The sequence below is a fragment of the Nocardia sp. PE-7 genome, from assembly GCF_030486425.1.
GTDB lineage: Bacteria > Actinomycetota > Actinomycetes > Mycobacteriales > Mycobacteriaceae > Nocardia > Nocardia salmonicida_A.
Genome location: NZ_CP129614.1, coordinates 4,583,714 through 4,605,608, shown reverse-complemented (window position 1 = coordinate 4,605,608; position 21,895 = coordinate 4,583,714). Strand labels below are relative to the sequence as shown.

Genomic DNA, 21,895 nt, shown 5'->3' with positions numbered 1-21,895 from the left:
ACAGCGCAGTGACGCGACGAGTGAGTACCCGCAACGCCTCGGTGCAGGTGTGGCAGGCCTACCTCAACAACCGGACCAAACGTCATCGTGACGGCCGGTTCCTCGTACAAGGCGTGCGCCCGATCACCCAGGCGCTCGACAACGACTGGCCGCTGGAAACGCTGCTCTACCGGCTCGGCGGCCCCGAGCTGTCGAGTTGGGCGCGCGAGATCCTCGACACCGCCGACGTGCCGCAGGTGGGCCTGGTCCCCGAACTCATGGCCGAGCTGGGGGAGAAGGCGGCGAGCGCGCCCGAGATCGTCGCGGTCGCGGTGTCACGGCATCCGGACCTGGCCGACTACGCCCCCGGGGAACCGGGGGAGGACGCCCCGGTCGTGGTCGTGTTCGATCGTCCGAACTCGCCCGGCAACCTCGGCACGCTGATCCGCTCGGCGGACGCTTTCGGCGCGTCCGGGGTGATCGTCACCGGCCACGGCGCCGACCAGTTCGACCCGCAGGCCGTGCGCGCCTCGACCGGTTCGCTGTTCGCGATGCCGGTGCTGCGTGCGGCGGGCCCCGGGCAGGTGCTCGAATTCCGTGACCGCCAACAGGCTCGCGGCATCCCCACCCGCATCGTCGGCACCGACGAGGGCGCGCCGAGCACGATCTACGACTACGACTTCACCGGGGCGACGATCCTGGTCGTCGGCAACGAGACCACCGGCATGAGCTCGGCGTGGGCCGAGGCCTGCGACGACCTGGTCACCATTCCGATGGGCGGCACCGCCAGCTCGCTCGGCGCACCGTCGGCGGGGGCGATCAGCCTCTACGAGATCGCCCGGCAGCGACGCACGTTCGCCCGGTAGAACACCCCAGCGCGGCGCAGAGGAGAATGAGGGACGTGTCCGACATCGAATTCAGCAAGGGCCACGGCACCCAGAACGACTTCGTGGTGCTGCCCGATCTCGAGGTGCGCCTCGACCTGACCGCCGACCGCGTCGCCGCACTGTGCGACCGGCAGCGCGGCCTGGGCGCCGACGGTGTGCTGCGCGTGGCGAAGGCCGGTGCGCTGCTCGGCGCCGGTGTCCTGGAAGCCCTGCCGGAGGGCGTCGGCGCGGACGACTGGTTCATGGACTACCGCAACGGCGACGGTTCGATCGCCGAGATGTGCGGCAACGGGGTGCGGGTCTTCGCGCACTACCTCAACGCCACCGGGCTCGAGCAGCGCACCGAGTACGTCGTCGGCAGTCGTGCGGGCGCGCGTCCGGTCGTCGTGCACGAGGCAGGCCCGACCGACGGTGAGGTCACCGTGGACATGGGCGTCGTCCGTGAGCTCGGCCCGTCCACCGCCACGCTGGCCGGCTGGGCGCTGCCCGGCATCGGCATCGATGTCGGCAATCCGCACCTGGCCTGCGTCGACGACAGCATGACCGTCGACGCGCTGGCCAAACTCGACCTGAGCGTGTCGCCGGGCTTCGACCCCGACCTGTTCCCGCACGGAGTGAACGTCGAGATCCTCACCGCGCTCGACGCCGACAACGCCGTGGACATGCGCGTCTACGAACGCGGAGTCGGCGAGACCCGGTCCTGTGGCACCGGGACAGTGGCCGCGGCCGCCGCCGCGTTGACCGCCGCAGGGGTATCGATCGGCACCGAATCCGGCGAGGTCACCGTGCGGGTTCCCGGCGGACAGGTACGCGTCGGCATCGCCGAAGCACGCGCCTGGCTGCGCGGTCCTTCGGTCCTGCTGGCCTCGGGAACGCTGTCGCAGTCCTGGTGGGACGCGCAGGCGGACCGATAACCGCGTGCACGCTGTCACCCGGACGTGGCAGCATGGAGAACGTATGACGAAACCAGTAGAACCCACAGAATCCACATCGGCCGAGCACACCACCGCGTCCGATCCCGACGAAGCCGCCGATCGCGGAGACGTCGATGATGCGTTGGCCCGCCACGCGGCCCGCATGAAGCAGCCCGGTTGGGCGAGCGATCCGACGGTCGGCGAGATGCAGCTCGACGAGCGCTCCTCGTTGCGTCGCGTCGCGGGGCTGTCCACCGAGCTCACCGACATCACCGAGGTCGAATACCGTCAGCTGCGCCTCGAGCGCGTCGTGCTGGTCGGGGTCTGGACCACCGGCAGTGTCGCCCAGGCCGACGCGAGCATGGTCGAGTTGGCCGCGCTCGCCGAGACGGCGGGCTCGGAGGTCCTCGAGGCGCTGATCCAGCGTCGCGACAAGCCCGACCCGGCCACCTACATCGGCTCCGGCAAGGCCGAGGAGTTGCGCACCGTCGTCCTCGACACCGGCGCCGACACGGTGATCTGCGACGGTGAACTCACGCCCGCCCAGCTCACCGCGCTGGAGAAGGTCGTCAAGGTGAAGGTCATCGACCGCACCGCGCTGATCCTCGACATCTTCGCCCAGCACGCCACCTCCCGAGAGGGCAAGGCCCAGGTCGCGCTGGCGCAGATGGAGTACATGCTGCCCCGCCTGCGTGGCTGGGGTGAGTCGATGTCGCGTCAGGCCGGTGGCCGGGCGGGCGGTGCGAGCGGTGGCGTCGGCACCCGTGGCCCCGGTGAGACGAAGATCGAAACCGATCGTCGTCGGATCCGGGAGCGGATGGCCAAACTCCGCCGCGAGATCCGGGAGATGAAGACCGCGCGCGACACCATGCGCGCGCGCCGCAGCGAGAGCGGCGTGCCTTCGATCGCCATCGTCGGCTACACCAACGCGGGCAAGTCCAGCCTGATGAACTCGCTCACCGGGGCGGGCCTGCTCGTGCAGGACGCGCTGTTCGCCACCCTCGACCCGACCACGCGCCGGGCCGCGCTCGACGACGGTCGCGAGATGGTGTTCACCGACACCGTCGGCTTCGTTCGCCACCTGCCGACCCAGCTGGTCGAGGCTTTCCGCTCGACGCTGGAAGAGGTCACCGGCGCCGATCTGCTGCTGCACGTCGTCGACGGCGCCGACCCGCTGCCGCTCGAGCAGATCAGGGCGGTGCGCGAGGTGATCACCGATGTGATCAGGGAGCAGGGCACACCGGCGCCGCCGGAACTGCTGGTGGTCAACAAGATCGACGCCGCCGACCCGAACGAGCTCACCCGGTTGCGCGGCATGTTGCCGCAGGCGGCCTTCGTCTCGGCGCAGACCGGCGCGGGGGTGGAGGAGTTGCGGGAGCGGCTCTCCGAGGTGCTCGGCGGACTCGATGTCGACATCAGTGTGCTGCTGCCCTACAGCCGAGGGGACCTGCTCGCCCGCATCCACGCCGACGGTAGAATCGTCACCGCCGACCACGAAGAGGGCGGTACTCGGGTACGCGCGCGTGTGCCGCACGCCTTGGCCGCGGCCCTGTCCGAGTACGCCCACGCGGGTCCTGCCGAGCCGGCTCTCAGCTGATCTTTTTCGCTGATTTGCCTGCTGGTTGCGGACAAATGCCGATGAGACACAGGCATTTTCGGACGCTATGGTCGAATATCGACAGCAGGAGGGTGTTATGTCGAACGACCATCGAAGTATGGGAAATGTGACGCAGGACAGGGTTGCGGTGGGCGACCCTGTCCTCTCGGACGGGGCGCCGCTCGCCCCGGCACCGAGTGAATGGGATCTACGCGCCTTCGAAGCGGTGCTCGCGCCGCTGCGGGCGTGGACCAGCCCCAAGTTCTACGGTCTGGAGAACATTCCGGCCGAAGGGCCGGTGCTGATCGTGGCCAACCACAACCTGCTCGGCTTGATCGATGCGCCGCTGATCCTGCCCGCGATCCTGCGGGAGCGCGGCAGGCTGGTGCGTGGCCTGGCCGAACATGTGTTGATGGTGCCCGGGGTGCGGGACTTCCTGCACCATTTCGGCACCGTCCGAGGGACCCGCTCGAACTGCCTGGCGCTGCTCGAGCGCGGGGAAGCGGTGGTGGTGTTCCCCGGTGGCGGTCGCGAGGCGATCCGTCGCAAGGGCGAGAAGTACGCGCTCAAGTGGGAGGGGCGCACCGGGTTCGCGCGGATGGCGATTCAGGCGGGGGTGCCGATCGTGCCGCTGGCGATGATCGGCGCCGACGACGCCTACGACATCGTCTTCGACGGTCAGCACGCGGTGATGGCTCCGTTGCGCTGGACCTGCCGGCTCCTCGGCATCAATACCGCACTGAATCCGCCCCTGGTCAAGGGTGTCGGCCCGACGCCGCTGCCCCGCCCGGAGCGGTTCTACTTCTCCGCGGGCGCCCCCATCGACCCGGCGCCGTGGCTGGAAGCCGACGATCTCGACGGTGCGGCCGCCGATCTGCGCGATGTGGTGCGCAAGGGGCTCGAAGAAGAGTTGCAGTTCCTGTTCAACGAGCGAGAGCGCGATACCGGCCGGACCCTGGTCGGTCGCCTGCGCAACGCGTTGCCCTGGTGACCGCGACCGCCTGATTCACCGGATCGGCGCCGCGAGGCAGACGCACGCAGACGGCGTGGAATGTCCGCGGCGCCGATCTCGTTACCCAGTTATGCGGACCAGGGTCCGGATGCGAAAGGGGTGACGATGATCGTGACGGAGCAGGTCGAGGTGGTGCCCGGCGCCGACCGCAGGCGCTGGCGCAACGAATGGCTCGACTCGCGGCAGTCGTTCCCGGTCACCGGCAATTTCGTGCTCGAGGACTACGCCCACGGTCTGCTGCTCGTGCACAACGAGGACATCGTCGACCCGGGCGAGGGGTTCGATACCCATCAGCACCGCGATACCGAGATCCTCACCTGGGTGCTGGAAGGCACCGTGGTGCACCAGGATTCCGCCGGGCATTCGGGCGTGATCCGTCCCGGGCTCGCGCAGCGGATGAGCGCGGGTGCGGGCATCCTGCATTCGGAGCGCAACGGGGCGGGTTACCGGGAGAAGCAGCGCCTGCACGTCGTGCAGATGTGGATCCCGCCTGATGAGACCGGCGTCGCCCCGAGCTATCAGGAACTCGATATCGAGGGTGAGCTCGCCCGCAACACGCTGGTGCCGGTGGCGTCGGGGATGCCGCGCCACCGCGGCGAGGCGGCGATCGGCATCGGCAACCGTCACGCTGCCTTCCATGTCGCGCGCCTCGACCCCGGTCAGGCGATCACCGTCCCCGACGCGCCCTACGGGCACGTCTTCCTCGCCCGTGGCACCGTCGACTACGAGAGCTACGGCACCCTGCACCAGGGCGACGCCGTCCGCCTGACAGCGACAGGCGGCCACCGCGTGACCGCGGTGACCGCCGCCGAGCTGCTGATCTGGGAGATGGCCGCGACCGCGCGCCGCTAGACCTTGCGGATGACGGTGACGACCTTGCCCAGAATTTGCGCGTCGTTGCCGGGGATCGGCTCGAAGTGCGGGTTGTGCGGCATCAGCCACACGTCCTTGCCGCTGCGCTTGAAGGTCTTCACGGTGGCCTCGCCGTCGATCATCGCGGCGACGATGTCGCCACCCTCGGCGACATTCTGCTGACGTACCACCACGAAGTCGCCGTCGCAGATCGCCGCGTCGATCATCGACTGGCCGACCACCTTGAGCAGGAACAGCGAACCCTCGCCGACGAGTTCGCGCGGCAAGGGGAACACGTCTTCCACGGCCTGCTCGGCCAGGATCGGGCCACCGGCGGCGATCCGGCCGAGGACGGGAACGAATGTCGGCGTCGGACGACTCGGATCGACCTCGTCGGTCTGCTGGGGCAGCGTGGTGACCGAGCGGACCGCCTCGTCGAGCCCACGGACATTCACCGCGCGCGGCCGATTCGGGTCGCGGCGTAGGTAGCCCTTGCGTTCGAGGGCGCGCAGCTGATGGGCCACCGAAGAAGTGGAGGTGAGACCGACCGCGTCGCCGATCTCGCGGATGCTGGGCGGATAGCCCCGTTCGGTCACCGAGGAACGGATGACATCGAGGACCGTGCGTTGACGCACGGTGAGATCCGTTCCGGATCCCGATGTGACGGTGCCGGTGCCGCTTTCGTCACCCGTGTCGTCTGTGTGGGTCACCGTGTCCCGCCCTCCTGAGTTGTCGAATTGGCCATCTCGAGGCTAGTCGGGCCACGCCGAACAATCAAACATCTGTTCGAGCATGTCGGGCGTTTCGTGCTGACAGGGGCGCGGGGATCTGGTAGAAATCGAACATCAGTTCGTCGCACAGGTGTTCGAACAACGGGAGGCATCGCCGCCTCACCAGTACTTTCTCGCAGCAGCGGAGCACACCACCCCGGAGGTTCTTCCGATGAGCACAGCAACCAGCGCCCTGCGTTCCTCAGACCCCACCGCCGCTCCGGAGCCGATGCTCCGCCGCCGCCGGACCGCCCGCACCCCACGACCTTTCGCCTTGGTCCGACCGGCGATGCCCCAGCGGGCGAGCGCCGAACCGCACGCGGGCGAAGCGTCGTCGACCACGGTGCTCGCCGACTCCGTCCCGACCCGTCGAGCCGCGACGCCGCCCACGAATGTCGCGCGCAGTATCGTCCGATCCGGCGTGTTGAGCATGCCCGCGAACCGCCTGCCCGCTGCTGAACCGGCCGATATCGTGCGTCCCGCTCGGCGTATCGCACTCACCGACGCCGAACTCGATCTCGCCTTCGCCACCGTGCCTCGCAGTGCGCCGCAACGCCGTGCGATTGTTCGCCCGTCGGTCGATCGCGGCCCACAGCCGCGCGCTCCGCGCAGCGAACTGTCGCTCTACGCCCGCGGTTCCGTGCGGACCGGTCGCGCCAAGGGCATGCATCCGCTGCATCGGGTCGAGCGGGCCAAGGCGGGCTTCGCCGCGCTGGCTGTCACGGCATTGGTGACCGCGCTGATCGTCGTGGCTTTCCTTGGGCTGGCGCATGTGCGGGCCGGCAGTTTCGTCGACCACGTCGACTCGACGATTCCGGGAACCTCGGAGCAGGCGGGCGTCGGGTCCGGCGCGCAGTTCGAGCCGGGCCGATGAGTGGAAGTAGCTGCGCGGAAACATTTTCGGGGCGGCTTCGGCCGCCTGTGAGAACGTCGGTATCGACGAATCGCACCCTGAAACTAGAACACGTTGCTACGGTGACGGGCATCCTGCATCGAGGCCGGGGCCTCGATCGAACCCTGATGCGAGGTCTCGGTGCGCCGCTGTTCGGTCGCTCTTCTGCTCACTGTGGTGCTCGGCGCGCTGCTGGCACCCGCCGCGCACGCGGTTCCCGCCTACGCCGCCTACCTCGATCTGCCTGCTCTCAACGGTGACGGCGAATACGGTGGCGGCCTGCACCCCGAGCTCCCGTCGTCGCAGCCGCCGCTGCGGGAGGCGCTGACCCAGGCGCGGGCCGACGGCATCGACCCGACGCGGTATGCGACGTTGCTGCACCAGTATTGGCTCGTCGTAGCCACCGACAACGCCGCGATCGACCTCGCAGCCTGGGCGCCCGAGCGCGGTGTCGCGGCCAATTCCGCCACCTTCAGCCAGGTGTATGTGAACTACTTCCGCATCGCCGCCGCCCGCTCCGATCTCTACTGGGCGGGCATGGCAGGCATCGCGGGCGCGTCCTTCGCCGCGGGCTTCTTCGACGTCGGCGATGTCGGCGGCGTCGTCTCCGTCGACGGGATCCACGACCTCGGCAACACGGTGGCCGGCCTGCTCGGCGCCACACCGCCGCAACTGCTCACCGGGGTACCGGCCGACATCACCGCCCTCGCCGTCCTCGGTCCGCGGCTGACCGTCGCCGACCTCGCCTGGTATCAGACCCGGCTGACGATCATGCAGAAGCACATCTTCATCGACCTGGTCCCGATGCACGAGGCCTACCTGGCCGACGGGATGGCGGGTATCGACGAGATGTTCGCGGCCGGTCTGCTCGACGACAGCATGCGGGTGGCCTGGGCCGGGATCGACGGCGGCACCGAAGCGGGTCGCGCCGACGCGCTGGTCGCCATGGCCGACCGGGAACAGAACCAGATCGTCGCCGACCAGTGGGATGTGACCGCGCGCGGCCGCGACGGCATGGGGCGGGTACTCACCTATGTCACCACCGTCGCAGGCAAGCCCGCGGTCCCCGGTACCCGTGCTCCCGGCGTGTACGCCCCGGTCACGGTGTGGTCGCCGATCGCCGCGGGGCGGCCGCTGGGTCTGCGGACACCGCTGCCCGCGTTCAACTGGGCCGACCGCGAGACCCGCTGGGACTACATCGCCGCCGACCTGCTGCCACGCCACCTCGCTCTCGCGACCGACGCGGCAGCCGCGGCGGCGGTGTATCGCGAGCCGTTCGCGGTCAAGCTCGACCGGGGCCGGATGCTGGCCCGGTTGCCCGACATCATCGCGGACCTGACCACGCAGTGGCAGGTTGTGCCATCCTGACCGGTATCCTGTCAAGAGCCATGGAATAGAAATGCGCATCGACGAAGGAACCCTCGGATGCATTGCCCGTATTGCCGACACCCCGACTCGCGCGTCGTCGATTCGCGGGAAGCCGAGGAAGGTACTGCGATCCGTCGCCGTCGATCCTGCCCGAGCTGTGGGCGCCGATTCACCACGGTCGAGACGGCGATCCTGTCGGTGGTCAAGCGCAGTGGCGTGACCGAGCCGTTCAGCCGCGAGAAGGTGATCGTCGGTGTGCGTCGCGCCTGCCAGGGTCGCGAAGTCGATGACGACGCCCTGAACCTGCTGGCCCAGCAGGTCGAAGACGCGGTGCGCGCCAAAGGCTCTCCCGAGGTGCCCAGCCACGAGGTCGGTCTCGCCATCCTCGGCCCGCTGCGCGACCTCGACGAAGTAGCGTATCTGCGCTTCGCTTCCGTGTACCGGTCCTTCACCAGCGCAGCCGATTTCGAACGCGAGATCACCGAGATGCGCGCTGCCCGCGAGGCGGCCGCCGTCGCCGCGACCGACTGATCTACGCCGCGACCTCGGTGACGCCGTGGCGAAACCACAACGCCCGCACCGATTTCAGCGACGGATCGTGCTGATCGCCTTCTCGATGCGCTTGGCCGATACCGGGTACGGCGTGCCCAACTTCTGAGCGAACAGACTTACCCGCAGTTCCTCGATCATCCACCAGATCTCGGTGACCTCACGCGCGTTCTTGCGCCCGGGCGCCAGCGCGCCGACGAGCTTGTCGTAGGCGACGAGCATCCGATCCACCTCGACCATCCCCTGCCGGTCGCGCACCGCCGAGCCCGGCAGCGATTCCAGGCGCTGGGCCGCGGCCAGCAGGTAGCGCGGAAGTTCACGCAGCCGCACCCGTCCCCATTCGGCGACGAAACCGGGGAAGAGCAGGTCGTCGAGTTGCTGGCGCACATCATCGGCGATATCGGTTTCGAGGGTGTCGGCCAGCGCCGCTCGCGCCTGCTGGGCGGCCGCCAAGACCGGCACGACGGTGCGGATCAGGGCGACGACCGCCGTGGACAGTTGCGGGCGGACGGCCGCCACCAGCTTGTCGAACTCCGCGGGCGTGCGAACCGGGCCGCCCGCCTTGGCGATGAGTTCGTCGGCGGCGGCGATCCGGCAGTCCTCGACCAGTTTGTCCAGCGACCCGTCGGGGTTCTGACTCAGCGCCAGCCGATCGCGGGCGGGCAGTCCGGCGGTGACCGCGCGCGTCGAGGTCGGGATCGCGGCGAGCAGCAGGGTGCGCACACCCGCTCGCATCGCGGCCGCCTGCTCGCCGGGCGAGCTCAGTACCCGCACCGCCACGCCCTCGCCCTCGGGAACCAGGGCCGGGTACCCGGTCACAGTCTGGCCCGCGACTTCGCGGGTCACGGTCGGCGCGACCGAACCGAGCGATTCCGAGGTCCACACCGTGGCCGGCGCACGCTCGGCGCCGGCGGTCGCACGGGCCACCGACGCCGAAACCTGTTCGGCCAGTTGCGCTTTGAGCTGTGGAAGACTCTTGTTCTTGGCCAGCACCTTGCCGCTCTGATCGACCGCGGCGAAGGTCATCCGCAGGTGATCGGGCAGCGCGGTGGGGGAGAGGTCCTCGGTGGTGATGGTGACCGAACCCAGCCGCGACAATTCTCGGGCGAGCCCGGTGCGCAGCGGTTCGGCGCGCGGGGTCAGCGCGCGCAAGGCCGCCGATGCGAAGTCGGGCGCGGGAACGACCGCGCGCCGCAACGTCTTCGGGAGGGTTTTGATGAACGCCGTGGCGAGTTCTTCGCGCATGCCGGGGACCAGCCAGTCGAAGCCGACGGCCCGCACGTGCGCGAGCTGTTCCACCGGGATCCGCGCGGTGACGCCGTCGTCGTCTCGCCCCGGCTCGAACTGGTAGGTCAGCGGGAAGCTGAGCTCACCCTGGCGCCAGGCGTCGGGGAAGTCGGTCGGGTCGAGCGTGGCGATACCGGCATTGACCACGGTGTCGGTCGAGAAGTCCAGCAGCGCGGGATCATCGCGCTCGGTCTTGCGCCACCAGCTGTCGAAATGGCGCACCGACACGATATCGGCGGGGACGCGCTTGTCGTAGAACTCGAACAGCACCTCGTCGTCGACGAGGATGTCGCGCCGCCGGGCCCGATGTTCGAGGTCGGCGACATCGTCGATCAGCGCCCGATTGCGCGCGAAGAACCCGTGCCGCGTCTGCCACTCGCCCTGCACCAGGGCATGGCGCAGGAACAGCTCCCGTGAGAGTTCCGGGTCGATGCGCCCGAAGTCCACCGGCCGCCCGGTCACCAACGGCACGCCGTACAGCGTCGCCCGCTCGTAGGCGCGCGCGGAACCACGCTTGGACGACCAATGTGGTTCGGAGTAAGTACGTTTCACCAGATCGCCGGCGAGCCGTTCGGCCCACTCCGGTTCCACCTTCGCCGCGATCCGCCCCCACAGCCGCGAGGTCTCCACCAGTTCGGCCGCCATCACCCAGCGCGGCGCCTTCTTGGCCAGCGACGACCCGGGGAAGATCATGAACTTCGCATTGCGCGCCCCGAGGAACTCCCGTGACTCCGCCTCGCGCACACCGATGTGCGAGAGCATCCCCGCCAGCAGCGACTGATGGATCTGCGTACTCGGCCATGGCATCGCGTCGTCATCGGACGAATCCGCCGACCCGACGACGGCTTTCACGGGGGCCGCTTGCGGTCCACGGGGGGCTGCGCCGCCGCGGCGTCGTGACCGCCCGCCCGCTTGGCGCGAGCCGTCGGCCTTGGTGCCCGCGCGGTCGGTGGTAGCGGCGGAACCGGCGTTCGTCTGTTCTCGGCCGGTACCCGCGTCGTTCCAGCCCATCCCGCGCGCGATCGTGCGCAACTGGCCGTGCAGGTCCTGCCACTCCCTGATGCGCAGGTAGTGCAGGAACTCGTCGCGACACATCCGGCGGAACTGGTTGGACGACAGTGATTTCCGCTGCTCGGTGAGGTAATCCCACAGTCGCAGGTAGGCCAGGAAATCCGAGCCCTCGACAACGAAGCGCGCGTGCTGAGTGTCGGCCGCCTGCTGATGCTCGACGGGACGTTCGCGCACATCCTGAATCGACAGCGCCGCGACGATGATCAGTACCTCGTCGAGGCACCCGTTGCGCCGCGCTTCGACGAGCATGCGCGCCATCCGCGGATCCACCGGCAGCTGGGCCATCTCCCGCCCGATCGGCGTGAGGGTGAGATGTCCGCCCGAATCAGCTTCGCCGTCAACAGATTTGGTGCTTCCGTGCGCCAACGCGCCCAGTTCTTCGAGCAATGCGATGCCGTCGCGGATGGCGCGCCGGTCGGGGGCCTCCACGAACGGGAAACTCTCGATGTCGCCGAGCCCGAGCGCCGTCATCTGCAGGATGACCGCCGCGAGGTTGGTGCGCAGGATCTCCGGCTCGGTGAACGCGGGCCTGGCCTCGAAATCGTCCTCGGAATACAGCCGGATGCAGATACCGTCCGCCACGCGACCACAGCGACCCGATCGCTGCCGCGCCGAGGCCTGCGAGACCTCCTCGATCGGCAGCCGCTGCACCTTGGTGCGCATCGAATAGCGTGAGATACGGGCCGTACCGGGGTCGATGACGTAGCGGATGCCCGGCACCGTCAGCGAGGTCTCGGCGACATTGGTGGCCAGCACCACCCGGCGGCCGGTATGGGGAGCGAAGACCTTGTGCTGTTCGGCGGCCGAGAGCCGCGCGTACAGCGGCACGATCTCGGTGCGGGGCAGTTTCAGGTCGCGCAGGGCGTCGGCGGTGTCGCGGATCTCGCGTTCGCCCGACAGGAACACCAGCACGTCGCCGTCGCCCTCGGCGAACAGTTCGACGACCCCGTCGGCGATGGCGTCGGTGGGGTCGCGGTCGACGACGCGGGTGTCCTCGTCCTCGTCGGTGCCGGGGAGTTCCAGCGACAGTGGCCGGTACCGCAGCTCCACCGGATACGACCGACCCGACACTTCGACGATCGGCGCGGGAGTGCCCTGCGCATCGGCGAAATGGCGGGCGAACAGTTCGGGATCGATCGTAGCCGAGGTGATGATCACCTTGAGATCGGGCCGCTGCGGCAGCAACTGCTTCAGATATCCGAGCAGGAAGTCGATATTGAGGCTGCGTTCGTGGGCCTCGTCGATGATGATCGTGTCGTAGCGGCGCAGCATCCGGTCGCGCTGGATCTCGGCGAGCAGGATGCCGTCGGTCATGAGTTTGACCAGCGTGCGATCCGAGGCCTGATCGGTGAACCGGACCGTGTAGCCGACCACGTCACCCAGTTCGGTGCGCAGTTCCTCGGCGATGCGTTCGGCCACGGTGCGCGCGGCGAGCCTGCGCGGCTGGGTGTGCCCGATGGTGCCGCGGATCCCGCGACCGAGTTCGAGGCAGATCTTCGGGATCTGGGTGGTTTTGCCGGAGCCGGTCTCACCGGCCACGATCACGACCTGATGGGCGGCAATCGCCGCGGCGATGTCGTCGCGGCGCGCGGAGACGGGCAGTTGTTCGGGGTAGGTGATCTGCGGAAGCGCCGCGCGGCGATTGGCCACGCGGGTTTCGGCGGTGGCGACCTCGGCCTCGAGGGCGGGTAGGTCGTCGGGGCGCGCACGGTCGAGCTTGCGCCGGAGCCGATGTTCGTCGCGCAGCGAGACCTCCGCCAGGCGGGTGCGCAGCGCGCGGGTTCCGGTGCTAGCTGTCCTGGTCATTGCGCCTACCAGCCTAGCGAAGCCCGCCACCGGTTTTCCCCCGCGTTGCCCGCTCGCGCCCCAGCGGAGACCAACGACACACCGCGAGGTCTGCCCGTCGCGGTCCGCGCGTCCTGTGATCACGCGCGACGCGACGGACGTACGACCTCGAGCTCCCGGTCAGCGAGGCTGCGTCATGCGAAGATCCCGGCACGAGCGGTCGACGGGCGCGGGCGGCGATTTCGTGACCTCGCCTGTCGCCACAGCATTCGGAGAGGGCGTGGCATGAGTGCATCGGTGCGGACGGCGTGGTGGATCAGGGCCTACCGGATCGCCTTCGGGTTGCTCGGGCTCCTCGCCCTGGTGTGGATTCCGGTGCGCAACATCGACTCGGCGAGCTTCTCGCTCACGAACTACCTGAGCTACTTCACCATCGAGTCCAACATCTTGTCCGTGATCGTGCTGCTCGTCGGCGGCACTCTCGCCCCGCAGAGCCCACGCTGGCAGACGTTTCGCGGAGCGGTCACCCTGTACATGCTCATCACGATGGTCGTCTACGCGGTTTTGCTGGCCGATGTCGACGTGATGCTCACCGACAAGTGGATCAACGATGTCCTGCACCGCATCGTGCCGCTGGTCCTGCTGCTGGACTGGTTGTTCGTCGCGATGGCCGCGCGCCTGCGCCCCAGCCCCGCGCTGATCGGCCTGTGGCTGATCTTCCCGGTGGCCTACGGTGTCTACAGCCTGATCCGCGGCCCGATCGTGGATTGGTACCCCTACCCGTTCATCGACCCGCGCACCCAGGGATATGTGTCGCTGACGATCGGCCTCGCGGTGTTGCTGGTGGTGTTCGTCGTGCTCGCGGTTGCCATGGCGTCGCTGGGAGACCTGCCCGCCCGGTGGCGTGAACGCAAGTCCGAAGTCTGACCCACGGCGGGCCCGGTGCGCAGGTTCGCGCCGGGTGGGGTAAATGTGGACTCATGAATGCGCTCTGGCATGGATTCGCCGATATGGGTGCCGTCAATCGTGACGGTGCGTTCGTTGTCGCTCGCGGCGAGGGCGCTTACGTCTTCGACACCGCGGGCAAGCGGTACCTCGACGCCACCGCCGGGCTGTGGTTCGCCAATGTGGGGCACGGTCGCGGGGAGATCGCCGACGCCGTCGCCGATCAGTTGCGCACCATCGCGCACTACTCCAACTTCGGCGATCTCACCGAAGCCCCCACCCAGGAACTCGCCGAGAAACTCTCGTCGATCGCGCCCGTTCCCGGCAGCAAGATCTTCTTCACCTCCGGCGGCTCCGATTCGGTGGAGACCGCGGCCAAGCTGGCCCGCCGCTACTGGCACGAACAGGGCCGCGCCGACAAGAAGATCCTGGTCGGTCGCCGGTTGGCCTACCACGGCATGCATTACGCGAGCACCGCGCTCGGCGGTCTGACGCCGAACAAGGAGGGCTACGGCGTGCTGGTCGCCGACACCCGCACGGTCGAATGGGACGACGCGAAGTCGCTGCTCGCCCTGATCGAAGAGGTCGGCGCCGAGCAGATCGCCGCGTTCTTCTGCGAACCGATCATCGGTGCGGGCGGGGTGTATCTGCCGCCCGAGGGGTACCTGGCCGAGGTCCGCCAGATCTGCCGCGACCACGACATCCTGTTCGTCGCCGACGAGGTCGTCACCGGGTTCGGCCGCATCGGCGGCTCCTGGTTCGCCTCCACCCGCTTCGACCTGCGGCCCGATCTGATGACCACCGCCAAGGGCCTCACCTCCGGCTACCTCCCGATGGGCGCGGTCTTCATCGCTCCCCACGTGGCCGAGCCCTTCTACGCCGGTGGCACCTGGTTCCGCCACGGCTACACCTATGGCGGCCACGCCGGTGCCGCCGCCGCGGCGCTGGCCAACCTCGCCATCGTCGAACGCGAAGGTCTGCTCGAAGAGGCTGCCCGCCTCGAATCCACCTTGCACACCGCGTTGGCGCCCCTGGCCGATCACCCCCGTGTCGCCGAAGTCCGCAGCGGTCTCGGCGCGGTGGCCGCGGTCCAACTCGCCGACCCTTCCGAAGGACCGGGCCTGGTGAAAACGCTGCGCGAACACGGCATCTCGGGCCGCGCCGCCGGAGCGGGCGCGATGCAGATCTCGCCCTCGTTCGTCATGACCGACGCACAGGTGGCCGAGCTCGCTGACGGATTCGCCCGCGCACTCGGCTGATTCGTCCGCTGGTTGCGTCGGCTGAACGCTGCTCGGCGTCGCAACGAGCCTGATCGGCCCGGACGCGGTCGATCAGGCGCCGCGACGTCGATGAGCCGGTCGCCGGTCGGAATCAGGAAGGTTCGAGCGCCACGGTGAAGAATCTGCTCAGCGGGTCGGCGGAGTAGCTGCCGAACGGACCGCACTCGGTGAAACCGTGGCGCAGATAGAGGCGGCGGGCCGGGGCGAAGAAGTCTTCCGCGCCGGTTTCCAGGCTCAGCCTGCGGTACCCGCGTTCTCGGGCTACCGCGACCAGATGGGCGAGGACGGCGGCGGCCACACCTCGGCCGGTGTGGCCGTCAGCGGTGCGCATGGACTTGATCTCGGCGTGCCCGGCATCGAGTTCCTTCAGGGCGCCGCACCCGACGAGGTCGTCGCCGGACCAGGCGCTCCACACGGTGACCGCGGGATCGCGCAGGGCGGTGAGGTCGAGGGCGTGCATGCTGCACGCGGGGGTGGTGTCGGCCATTTCCCTGTGGTGAGCGGCCAGCAGGGCGCGGACTTCGGCGCCGGAGAGATCGTCGGCCACCACCCGGAGTCGGTCGACCGCGGCAGTCGGGTTGTCGGTCATCAGTCCAGTTTGCGGGTCGACGGAGCCGTCCGGCCATCCGGGTCGGCCACCCGGTGTGCGGTGGCGTCCTGCGCCGTGCGTCCCGACCGTGGAAACAACCCCGGGACCGTGACCGGGGTGCGAGCATGGTGCAGCGGGTGTCGACTCGAAAGTGGTGGGGTGTGGCCGATTTCGTGGAGCAGTATGCGTTCGTGCGGTGGCCGGTGGTCGCCGCGTTCGTGCTGGCGTCGCTGATCGTGGTGACCCGGTTGACCAGGCGAACACCGTCGGCTCACCGTGTCGATACCGCATCCGACAGCGCGCACCTGCTCATGTGCCTGGTGATGCTGACCATGCTGGTGTTCCCCGCTGCCAGCGATCCGCACGCGATGCGCGGGCTGCTCACCGCCCTCACCGTCGCGTTCGCGATCCTGCTCGCCGAACGCGTGCTGGGGTGGCGAGCCGGATCGCCACCCGACGGCGTGCCCGCACTCGGGTATCACACGGTCGCCGCGGCGGCGATGCTCTACGCGATGGCTGGGCACGGGGCGGTGCACGGCACCGGTGGGGCGAGTTGGCCCGCCGTGGTACTGGCGGTGCTGTTCGGCCTCGACGCCTTGGTCGCGCTCGGTACCGTCGGTCACCGGTCCCGCTGGCACCGCTTCGTTCATCCCGCCGGTTCCCACCCGTTGACCTCGGCGCTGGTGCCCCATGTGGTGATGGATATCGGGACCGCGTTCATGCTGATCGCCGCGATCGGCCGGTGAATACCGATCCACAACCGCTCGGGCTGCGAATTGCCTTAGTGTGGGCAGGAATTCGACGATGAGCGGGCAGCGCGGTCCCCAACCGCCGTCAGGGGTCCGCGGTGACGGTGTGCGCGTCCCCGCGATCGTCCCCGGCGCCGACGATCGCGAGGAGATGCGCGCGCTCTACCGCGCCACCGGTCCCGCCGCGTTCGGATTGGCACTTCGGGTGCTGCACCGGCGCGGTGCGGCCGAAGATGTCGTCCGTGAGGGATATCGGCGTGCGCGAGCGGCGCAATGGATCGTCGACGAGGACGACATCGACCGGGAATCCGATACCCGGTCCGACGACGCGATGGTCGGCCCGCCGTCGCGGCCCGGTCCGGACCTGGGTACGCCATGGGGCCGTTCGGCCTTCGTCGCCACCGAACAGCGATCCGATCTGGGCGCCGACCTCTCGGGATCGATGGACGTCGCCTTCGGTCGCGGCGTCGTCTACACCCAGGACGGTTCCCGCCTGCCCGATGCAGACATCGACCACGCCGACTCCGACTCTCGTTTCGGGGGGCCGGATTACGGCGTCGACTATCCGGACGTCCGCCACGACGACGAGGGAGGCGGGCCCCGGCATCCCGACGCGGACCACACCGGAACTGTCCCTCCCGGTCCTGGTCGGTCCGGCCTCGGCGACAGCGATGGGGACCGATTCGACGCGGCCCACTGGGATCTCGGTCACCTCGGCGCGTATTGGCCCGATGCCCGCCAGTTCGGCATCGACACAGAAGGTCCGGGCTCCGACGCGGGCACTGCCCAGATCGCTCACGACAGTCCGGCGTTCACCCCTGACCAGTCCTGGCTACTGGCCCAGATCCATCGCCTCGCGGTGCAGCGCCTGCGCTTGGATCGTCGCGGCGGCGACGACATGCCGTGGCTCGCGGCCGCGGCCAGACTCGGCTTCGACGACCCACTCGACAGCCACTGCGAAATCTTCGTTCTCGCCTACTACGGCGGCCGCACCTACCGTGCCATCGGCCGCGAACTCGGTCTGCGCGTGCCGATGGTCACGAGACTGCTGGCGGAGAGCATCGAACGGCTCGCCGAGCGGCGGATCGACCGGTGGACGGCCAGGCAGTCGTGGTGCCCGCCCGGCTCGGTCCTGTCACTGGCCGACGCCTACGCGCTCGACGCGGTCGCCGAACTCGAGCACCATCACATCGAGAACAAGCTCACCGCCACCACCGCGAACAGTCTGTCGCAGTTCGCCACCCGCGTCCGTGGCGTACACGAAGTGCTCGCGCTGCTCGCCGCCGACGACCAGCAGGCCCCGCCCCGCAATCTCGAAACCCGCATCCTCGCCGACCTGGGGACCCCACCACAACGGCGGCCCCACTGGACGGCCAGACCGCCCTGGCTGCGTCGCTTCGGTGGTCAACCGGAGGGTTAGGCGTACGCGCGCCTTCGCTGCGGCCGGATCAGAGCACCACCACATGATCTTCGGTGACGCGTCCGCCCAGGCGCACCCAGCCGTCGGAGTCCCATTCGGTGTAGAGCTGTGAGCCCTGCCCCTGCGTGATGATCAGCCCGCGACGCAACTGTCCGGTGAGCGCGACCGCCGCCGCTCCGGTCGCCTCGTCCTCGGCGATGCCCATCGCGGGGGCGAACATCCTGGCCCGCAGCGCGCCACGCGACTCGTCGGTCCATGCCCAGAAGAAGTGTTGGCCGGTGGTGAAGTCGCCGGGCGACAATGCCGCCAGCTCCTCGGTCGAATCCAGTTGCCGGAAAACGAACTTCGGTGTCCACTCGGCGCGCGCGGTGATCCAGGTCAGGCCGTCTGCCCGGGCGACGGCCACCGGGCCCGCGGGCACCCGCAGGGTGTGCACCGGCGTGTGCTGGACATCGAGCCACCACGCGGTGCCGACGGTGGGGTGCCCGGCGAAGGGCAACTCGACGGCGGGTGTGTAGATGCGGACATCGGCGACGCCGTCGACAGGATCGGAGACCACCGTGGTCTCGCTGAACCCCAGCCGCGCCGCCAGCTCCTGCTTGTCGAGGGCGACGACATCGCCCGCGCGGGCGATGCCGAGCGCGTTGCCGAGATTTCCGGCCGGATCGGTGAACACTCGGACGACCTCGACCTGGATGTCCGGGGCATCGGGCACCTCATGTGCGTTCATGATCGCGAGCCTACCGGCCTGCTCAGCGGTGCCGACCGACCCGCGAGCGCCCGGCCGTGTCCGCTCCACACGGCAGCGGCCCCGACCCGGAAAACCGGATCGGGGCCGCTCAACGCCCGCGAGAACAGGCGCGAAACCGAATCAGACGGCGGCCGAGGCCAGCGCCTCGGTGGACGCCACCGCCTGGCCGACGCCGGCGACGATCGCCGCCGCACGCAGCGACTCGAAGATGACCTCGCGCGACACACCCGCTTCGCGCAACGTCTTCTCGTGCGCCTCGAGGCAGTGCGCGCAGCCGTTGATCGAGGACACCGCGAACGACCAGAGCTCGAAATCGGCCTTGTCGACGCCGGGGTTGCCGATGATGTTCATCCGCAGACCCGCGCGCAGGTCGTCGTAACGACCGTCGAGGAATGCCTTGCCCCGGTAGAACACGTTGTTCATGCCCATGATCGACGCGGCGCCGAGCGCGGCCTCGTACGCCTCGGCCGAGAGCACGTCGGCGGCCTCTTCGGCGACCTCACGCAGGGTGGTGGCCGAGCGCGTGGCGGCGGCCGAAGCCAGCAGGGTGCCCCACAGCTGCTGCTCGTTGAGCACCGTGGTGCGGGCCAGCGAGGACAGATTGAGCTTGAGGTCCTTGGCGTACTCGGGAAGAGAGTTCTTCAGGTTCTCGATGCTCATGACAGTGGGGCTCCTTCAGGGTGGTTCGGTGGGGAAGTGGTTCAGACGCTGGCGGTGAGCAACTCGCCCGCGTTGATGGTCGGGTCGCCCTTCTTCCAGTTGCAGGCGCACAGCTCGTCGGACTGCAGGGCGTCGAGCACGCGCAGCACCTCGTCGACATTGCGACCGACCGAACCCGCGGTCACCGAGACGAACTGCACCTCGTTGTTCGGGTCGACGATGAAGGTGGCGCGGTCGGCGACACCGTCGGCGTTGAGAACACCGGCGGCGGTGGCCAGTTCACGCTTGAGGTCGGACAGGATCGGGAAGGGCAGGGTCTTGAGATCCTCGTGCTGGGCGCGCCACTGGAAGTGCACGAACTCGTTGTCGACCGAGGCGCCGAGGACCTGCGCGTCACGATCGGCGAACTCCTCGTTCAGCTTGCCGAACGCGGCGATCTCGGTCGGGCACACGAAGGTGAAGTCCTTGGGCCAGAAGAACACGATGCGCCACTTGCCCGCGTGGTCGTCGCTGGTGATCTGGGTGAAGTAATCGTCGGGCTGCTGTGCGTCGACCTTGGAGAGATCGCCTCCGATGACGGCCTTGAGGTTGTATGCCGGGAATTGGTCGCCGATGGTCAGCAGAGCCATGCTTCATCTCCTCATTGGTGGTGTGGTTGATCGTCAGCCTACTGAAAGGTAAAGCCGATTGCTGGTCGTACACTGATAGGTGTGAGTGATCAGACTTATCAGCCAACCCTGTCGCAGCTGCGTGCGTTCGTGGCCGTCGCCGAATACCGGCATTTCGGCACCGCCGCAGCGCGTTTGACTGTGAGTCAACCCACGTTATCGCAGGCACTGGCATCACTGGAAAACGGACTCGGACTCCAGTTGATCGAGCGCAGCACCCGCCGCGTGCTGGTCACCGCCGCGGGGATGCGGCTGCTGCCGCAGGCCATCGCCACCCTGGAAGCCGCCGACCGATTCGTGGCCTCCGCGACCGGCGACACCCTCGGCGGCACGCTGCGTGTTGGCATCATTCCGACCGTGGCCCCCTATGTACTGCCCGAACTGTTGCCCGAGTTACGCCGCAAACTGCCCGGGGTGCTGCCCCAGGTGGTCGAGGACCAGACCGCGCGACTCCTGGAGGGCCTGCGCACCGGCGTGCTCGACGTGGCGGTGCTCGCGTTGCCGAGCGAAGCGAACGGCTTGGTCGAGATCCCGCTCTACAGCGAGGAATTCGTGCTGGTCACGCCGCGCGGCCACGAGCTCGCCGGCCGCACCGACCTGGCCGCGCCCGCCCTCGCCGACCTACCGCTGCTGCTGCTCGACGAGGGCCATTGCCTGCGTGATCAGACCCTTGACCTGTGCCGTTCGGCCGACGTGCAACCCGGGGCGGTCGGCGACACCCGCGCCGCCTCGCTGACCACGGTCGTGCAATGCGTGGCAGGCGGGCTCGGCGTGACGCTCATTCCGGAGATGGCCGTGGCCGCCGAGACCGCGCGCGCGAGTCTGGACACCGCGCGCTTCGCGGCTCCGGCTCCCGGCCGCACGATCGGGCTCGCCTATCGGGGGTCATCCGCGCGGGCTTCGGATTACGAATACCTCGCCGCGATCATCCGAGCCAAGCGCCCTTTCTGATCTCCGCTGTTCCGCGCTGTCGGGACAGGCTCGAATTCGGGGTCGCGGTGCTCGGCGTCACCGCGCCGCTGAGGAGTCGGTCGCGGGGCCGGGGCGTGAAAGTCGTTGTGCCGCATCCCGGCATGGTTGCGCGCATGATCCCCGCGGCGGGGTGTAGGCGCACAGGCGGGAACTGTATGACGAATTCGAGCTCGGGGACGCGTCTACGTAGCCGGAGCTTCGAGAAAATGTTAGCTGACCTTTATTCGGAGATAACAGTGGTATGACATCGGGCCGCCGAATTAACAACATTGCCAATGAATTCTCGCGAAAGGGATTGTTCCCTCGCGTCAGCGCGAGCAAGAAATTCGCAGCGTATTTTTAAGGATCATGGTAATTCGGCAATGCAGCGATATGAAAGCTGCGGAGGCTGACCTATAAAATTGCTTCAGCTAACTATTGGCATTCCTCGCTTCGGGGAATGTTCAAACACGTGGAGAGTCCCGGGACTCTCGCCGTATCAGATGTTCATCTGGTGCTGGAGTATTCGAAACGGGCCACGCGGTAGTTTGCGATCTCGAGGCCGACGGTGGGCCGGTGGACCTGCCGGCCAACCGATCACGCCTGGTCATGGCAACTATTTGCCACCTCATTGCTGTTGTGCCGATCCGAATCACTCCTCCGTACTCTCGCAACCCCCACGACACCTTATAGCGATCTCAGCTGCGCGGCAAGAGGATGCGACATATTTGCGGATAGATCCCGAATCGTGCCGAATTCGGTACCCGGCCCCTCCCGTGAGGGTGATCCGGCGATGATCGAATGGCTGGGACGACCCACCGACGCGAGTGTTGAACATGCGTCGGCGAGGTCGAGTGCCGATCAGTATGGCTGCGCCTTCCTGATCATCCGATGCTGTTTTCGTGACCATCTTGCAAGC

General features: G+C 68.4%; 19 protein-coding genes. 13 read left to right on the top strand and 6 right to left on the bottom strand.

Annotation, left to right across the window (positions count from 1 at the left end; genetic code table 11):
• Positions 1–8 precede the first annotated feature (8 nt).
• The 5 genes from QX204_RS21760 to QX204_RS21740 all read left to right on the top strand — a co-directional run bounded on the left by QX204_RS21760 (position 9) and on the right by QX204_RS21740 (position 5,241).
• Positions 9–845, top strand: a complete 837-nt coding sequence (locus QX204_RS21760; protein WP_084503956.1) for a TrmH family RNA methyltransferase — start codon at positions 9–11, stop codon at positions 843–845.
• 44 nt (positions 846–889) lie between these two features.
• Positions 890–1,780 carry a diaminopimelate epimerase gene (gene dapF / locus QX204_RS21755; RefSeq protein WP_301908062.1) on the top strand — a complete coding sequence of 297 codons (891 nt, stop codon included), beginning with the start codon at positions 890–892 and terminating at the stop codon, positions 1,778–1,780.
• A gap of 163 nt (positions 1,781–1,943) precedes the next feature.
• Positions 1,944–3,377 (top strand): GTPase HflX, encoded by a 1,434-nt coding sequence (gene hflX, locus QX204_RS21750; RefSeq protein WP_056815573.1) that lies wholly within the window; start codon positions 1,944–1,946, stop codon positions 3,375–3,377.
• A gap of 118 nt (positions 3,378–3,495) precedes the next feature.
• Complete coding sequence (locus QX204_RS21745) at positions 3,496–4,368, top strand: lysophospholipid acyltransferase family protein (protein ID WP_301901888.1); 873 nt, start codon at positions 3,496–3,498, stop codon at positions 4,366–4,368.
• Between the two features lie 126 nt (positions 4,369–4,494).
• Entirely contained in the window at positions 4,495–5,241 is a 747-nt protein-coding gene (locus tag QX204_RS21740; protein ID WP_301901886.1) for a pirin family protein, read from the top strand.
• Here QX204_RS21740 and lexA read toward each other — a convergent pair.
• On the bottom strand, positions 5,238–5,876 hold the full coding sequence (gene lexA / locus QX204_RS21735) for a transcriptional repressor LexA (RefSeq protein WP_235569435.1): 639 nt from the start codon (positions 5,874–5,876) through the stop codon (positions 5,238–5,240). The two genes, QX204_RS21740 and lexA, sit on opposite strands and share 4 nt — an antisense overlap.
• Positions 5,877–6,183: 307 nt before the next feature.
• Between lexA and QX204_RS21730 the strand changes: the two genes are divergently transcribed.
• The 3 genes from QX204_RS21730 to nrdR all read left to right on the top strand — a co-directional run bounded on the left by QX204_RS21730 (position 6,184) and on the right by nrdR (position 8,802).
• Complete coding sequence (locus QX204_RS21730; RefSeq protein WP_301901884.1) at positions 6,184–6,885, top strand: hypothetical protein; 702 nt, start codon at positions 6,184–6,186, stop codon at positions 6,883–6,885.
• 159 nt (positions 6,886–7,044) lie between these two features.
• Entirely contained in the window at positions 7,045–8,271 is a 1,227-nt protein-coding gene (locus tag QX204_RS21725) for a hypothetical protein (RefSeq protein WP_301901883.1), read from the top strand.
• 57 nt (positions 8,272–8,328) lie between these two features.
• Positions 8,329–8,802, top strand: a complete 474-nt coding sequence (gene nrdR / locus QX204_RS21720; protein ID WP_056811361.1) for a transcriptional regulator NrdR — start codon at positions 8,329–8,331, stop codon at positions 8,800–8,802.
• 54 nt (positions 8,803–8,856) lie between these two features.
• Here nrdR and hrpA read toward each other — a convergent pair whose 3' ends face one another.
• Entirely contained in the window at positions 8,857–12,984 is a 4,128-nt protein-coding gene (hrpA, locus tag QX204_RS21715; protein WP_301901880.1) for an ATP-dependent RNA helicase HrpA, read from the bottom strand.
• A 264-nt stretch (positions 12,985–13,248) separates the two neighbouring features.
• Here hrpA and QX204_RS21710 point away from each other — a divergent pair, with 264 nt between their 5' ends.
• Both QX204_RS21710 and QX204_RS21705 read left to right on the top strand, forming a co-directional pair.
• Positions 13,249–13,890, top strand: coding sequence for a Pr6Pr family membrane protein (locus tag QX204_RS21710; RefSeq protein ID WP_301901879.1), 642 nt, complete (start codon positions 13,249–13,251; stop codon positions 13,888–13,890).
• A gap of 53 nt (positions 13,891–13,943) precedes the next feature.
• The gene (locus QX204_RS21705) at positions 13,944–15,167 is read left to right on the top strand and encodes an aminotransferase family protein (RefSeq protein WP_301901877.1); all 1,224 of its coding nucleotides are present in this window, start codon (positions 13,944–13,946) and stop codon (positions 15,165–15,167) included.
• 112 nt (positions 15,168–15,279) lie between these two features.
• Here QX204_RS21705 and QX204_RS21700 read toward each other — a convergent pair whose 3' ends face one another.
• The gene (locus QX204_RS21700) at positions 15,280–15,777 is read right to left on the bottom strand and encodes a GNAT family N-acetyltransferase (protein WP_301901876.1); all 498 of its coding nucleotides are present in this window, start codon (positions 15,775–15,777) and stop codon (positions 15,280–15,282) included.
• Positions 15,778–15,914: 137 nt separating this feature from the next.
• Here QX204_RS21700 and QX204_RS21695 point away from each other — a divergent pair, with 137 nt between their 5' ends.
• Both QX204_RS21695 and QX204_RS21690 read left to right on the top strand, forming a co-directional pair.
• A complete protein-coding gene (locus tag QX204_RS21695; protein WP_301901874.1) occupies positions 15,915–16,523 on the top strand; it encodes a DUF5134 domain-containing protein in 609 nt (202 codons plus the stop codon).
• 58 nt (positions 16,524–16,581) lie between these two features.
• Positions 16,582–17,946 carry an RskA family anti-sigma factor gene (locus QX204_RS21690; protein WP_301901873.1) on the top strand — a complete coding sequence of 455 codons (1,365 nt, stop codon included), beginning with the start codon at positions 16,582–16,584 and terminating at the stop codon, positions 17,944–17,946.
• Positions 17,947–17,974: 28 nt separating this feature from the next.
• Here the strand turns inward: QX204_RS21690 and QX204_RS21685 are convergent, their stop codons facing one another.
• The 3 genes from QX204_RS21685 to QX204_RS21675 all read right to left on the bottom strand — a co-directional run bounded on the left by QX204_RS21685 (position 17,975) and on the right by QX204_RS21675 (position 19,986).
• A complete protein-coding gene (locus QX204_RS21685) occupies positions 17,975–18,676 on the bottom strand; it encodes a PhzF family protein (protein ID WP_301901871.1) in 702 nt (233 codons plus the stop codon).
• 141 nt (positions 18,677–18,817) lie between these two features.
• Complete coding sequence (locus QX204_RS21680; RefSeq protein ID WP_056811333.1) at positions 18,818–19,357, bottom strand: alkylhydroperoxidase, AhpD family; 540 nt, start codon at positions 19,355–19,357, stop codon at positions 18,818–18,820.
• 41 nt (positions 19,358–19,398) lie between these two features.
• Positions 19,399–19,986 carry a peroxiredoxin gene (locus QX204_RS21675; RefSeq protein ID WP_056811330.1) on the bottom strand — a complete coding sequence of 196 codons (588 nt, stop codon included), beginning with the start codon at positions 19,984–19,986 and terminating at the stop codon, positions 19,399–19,401.
• A gap of 81 nt (positions 19,987–20,067) precedes the next feature.
• Between QX204_RS21675 and QX204_RS21670 the strand changes: the two genes are divergently transcribed.
• Complete coding sequence (locus QX204_RS21670; protein ID WP_301901867.1) at positions 20,068–20,976, top strand: hydrogen peroxide-inducible genes activator; 909 nt, start codon at positions 20,068–20,070, stop codon at positions 20,974–20,976.
• Positions 20,977–21,895: the final 919 nt, after the last annotated feature.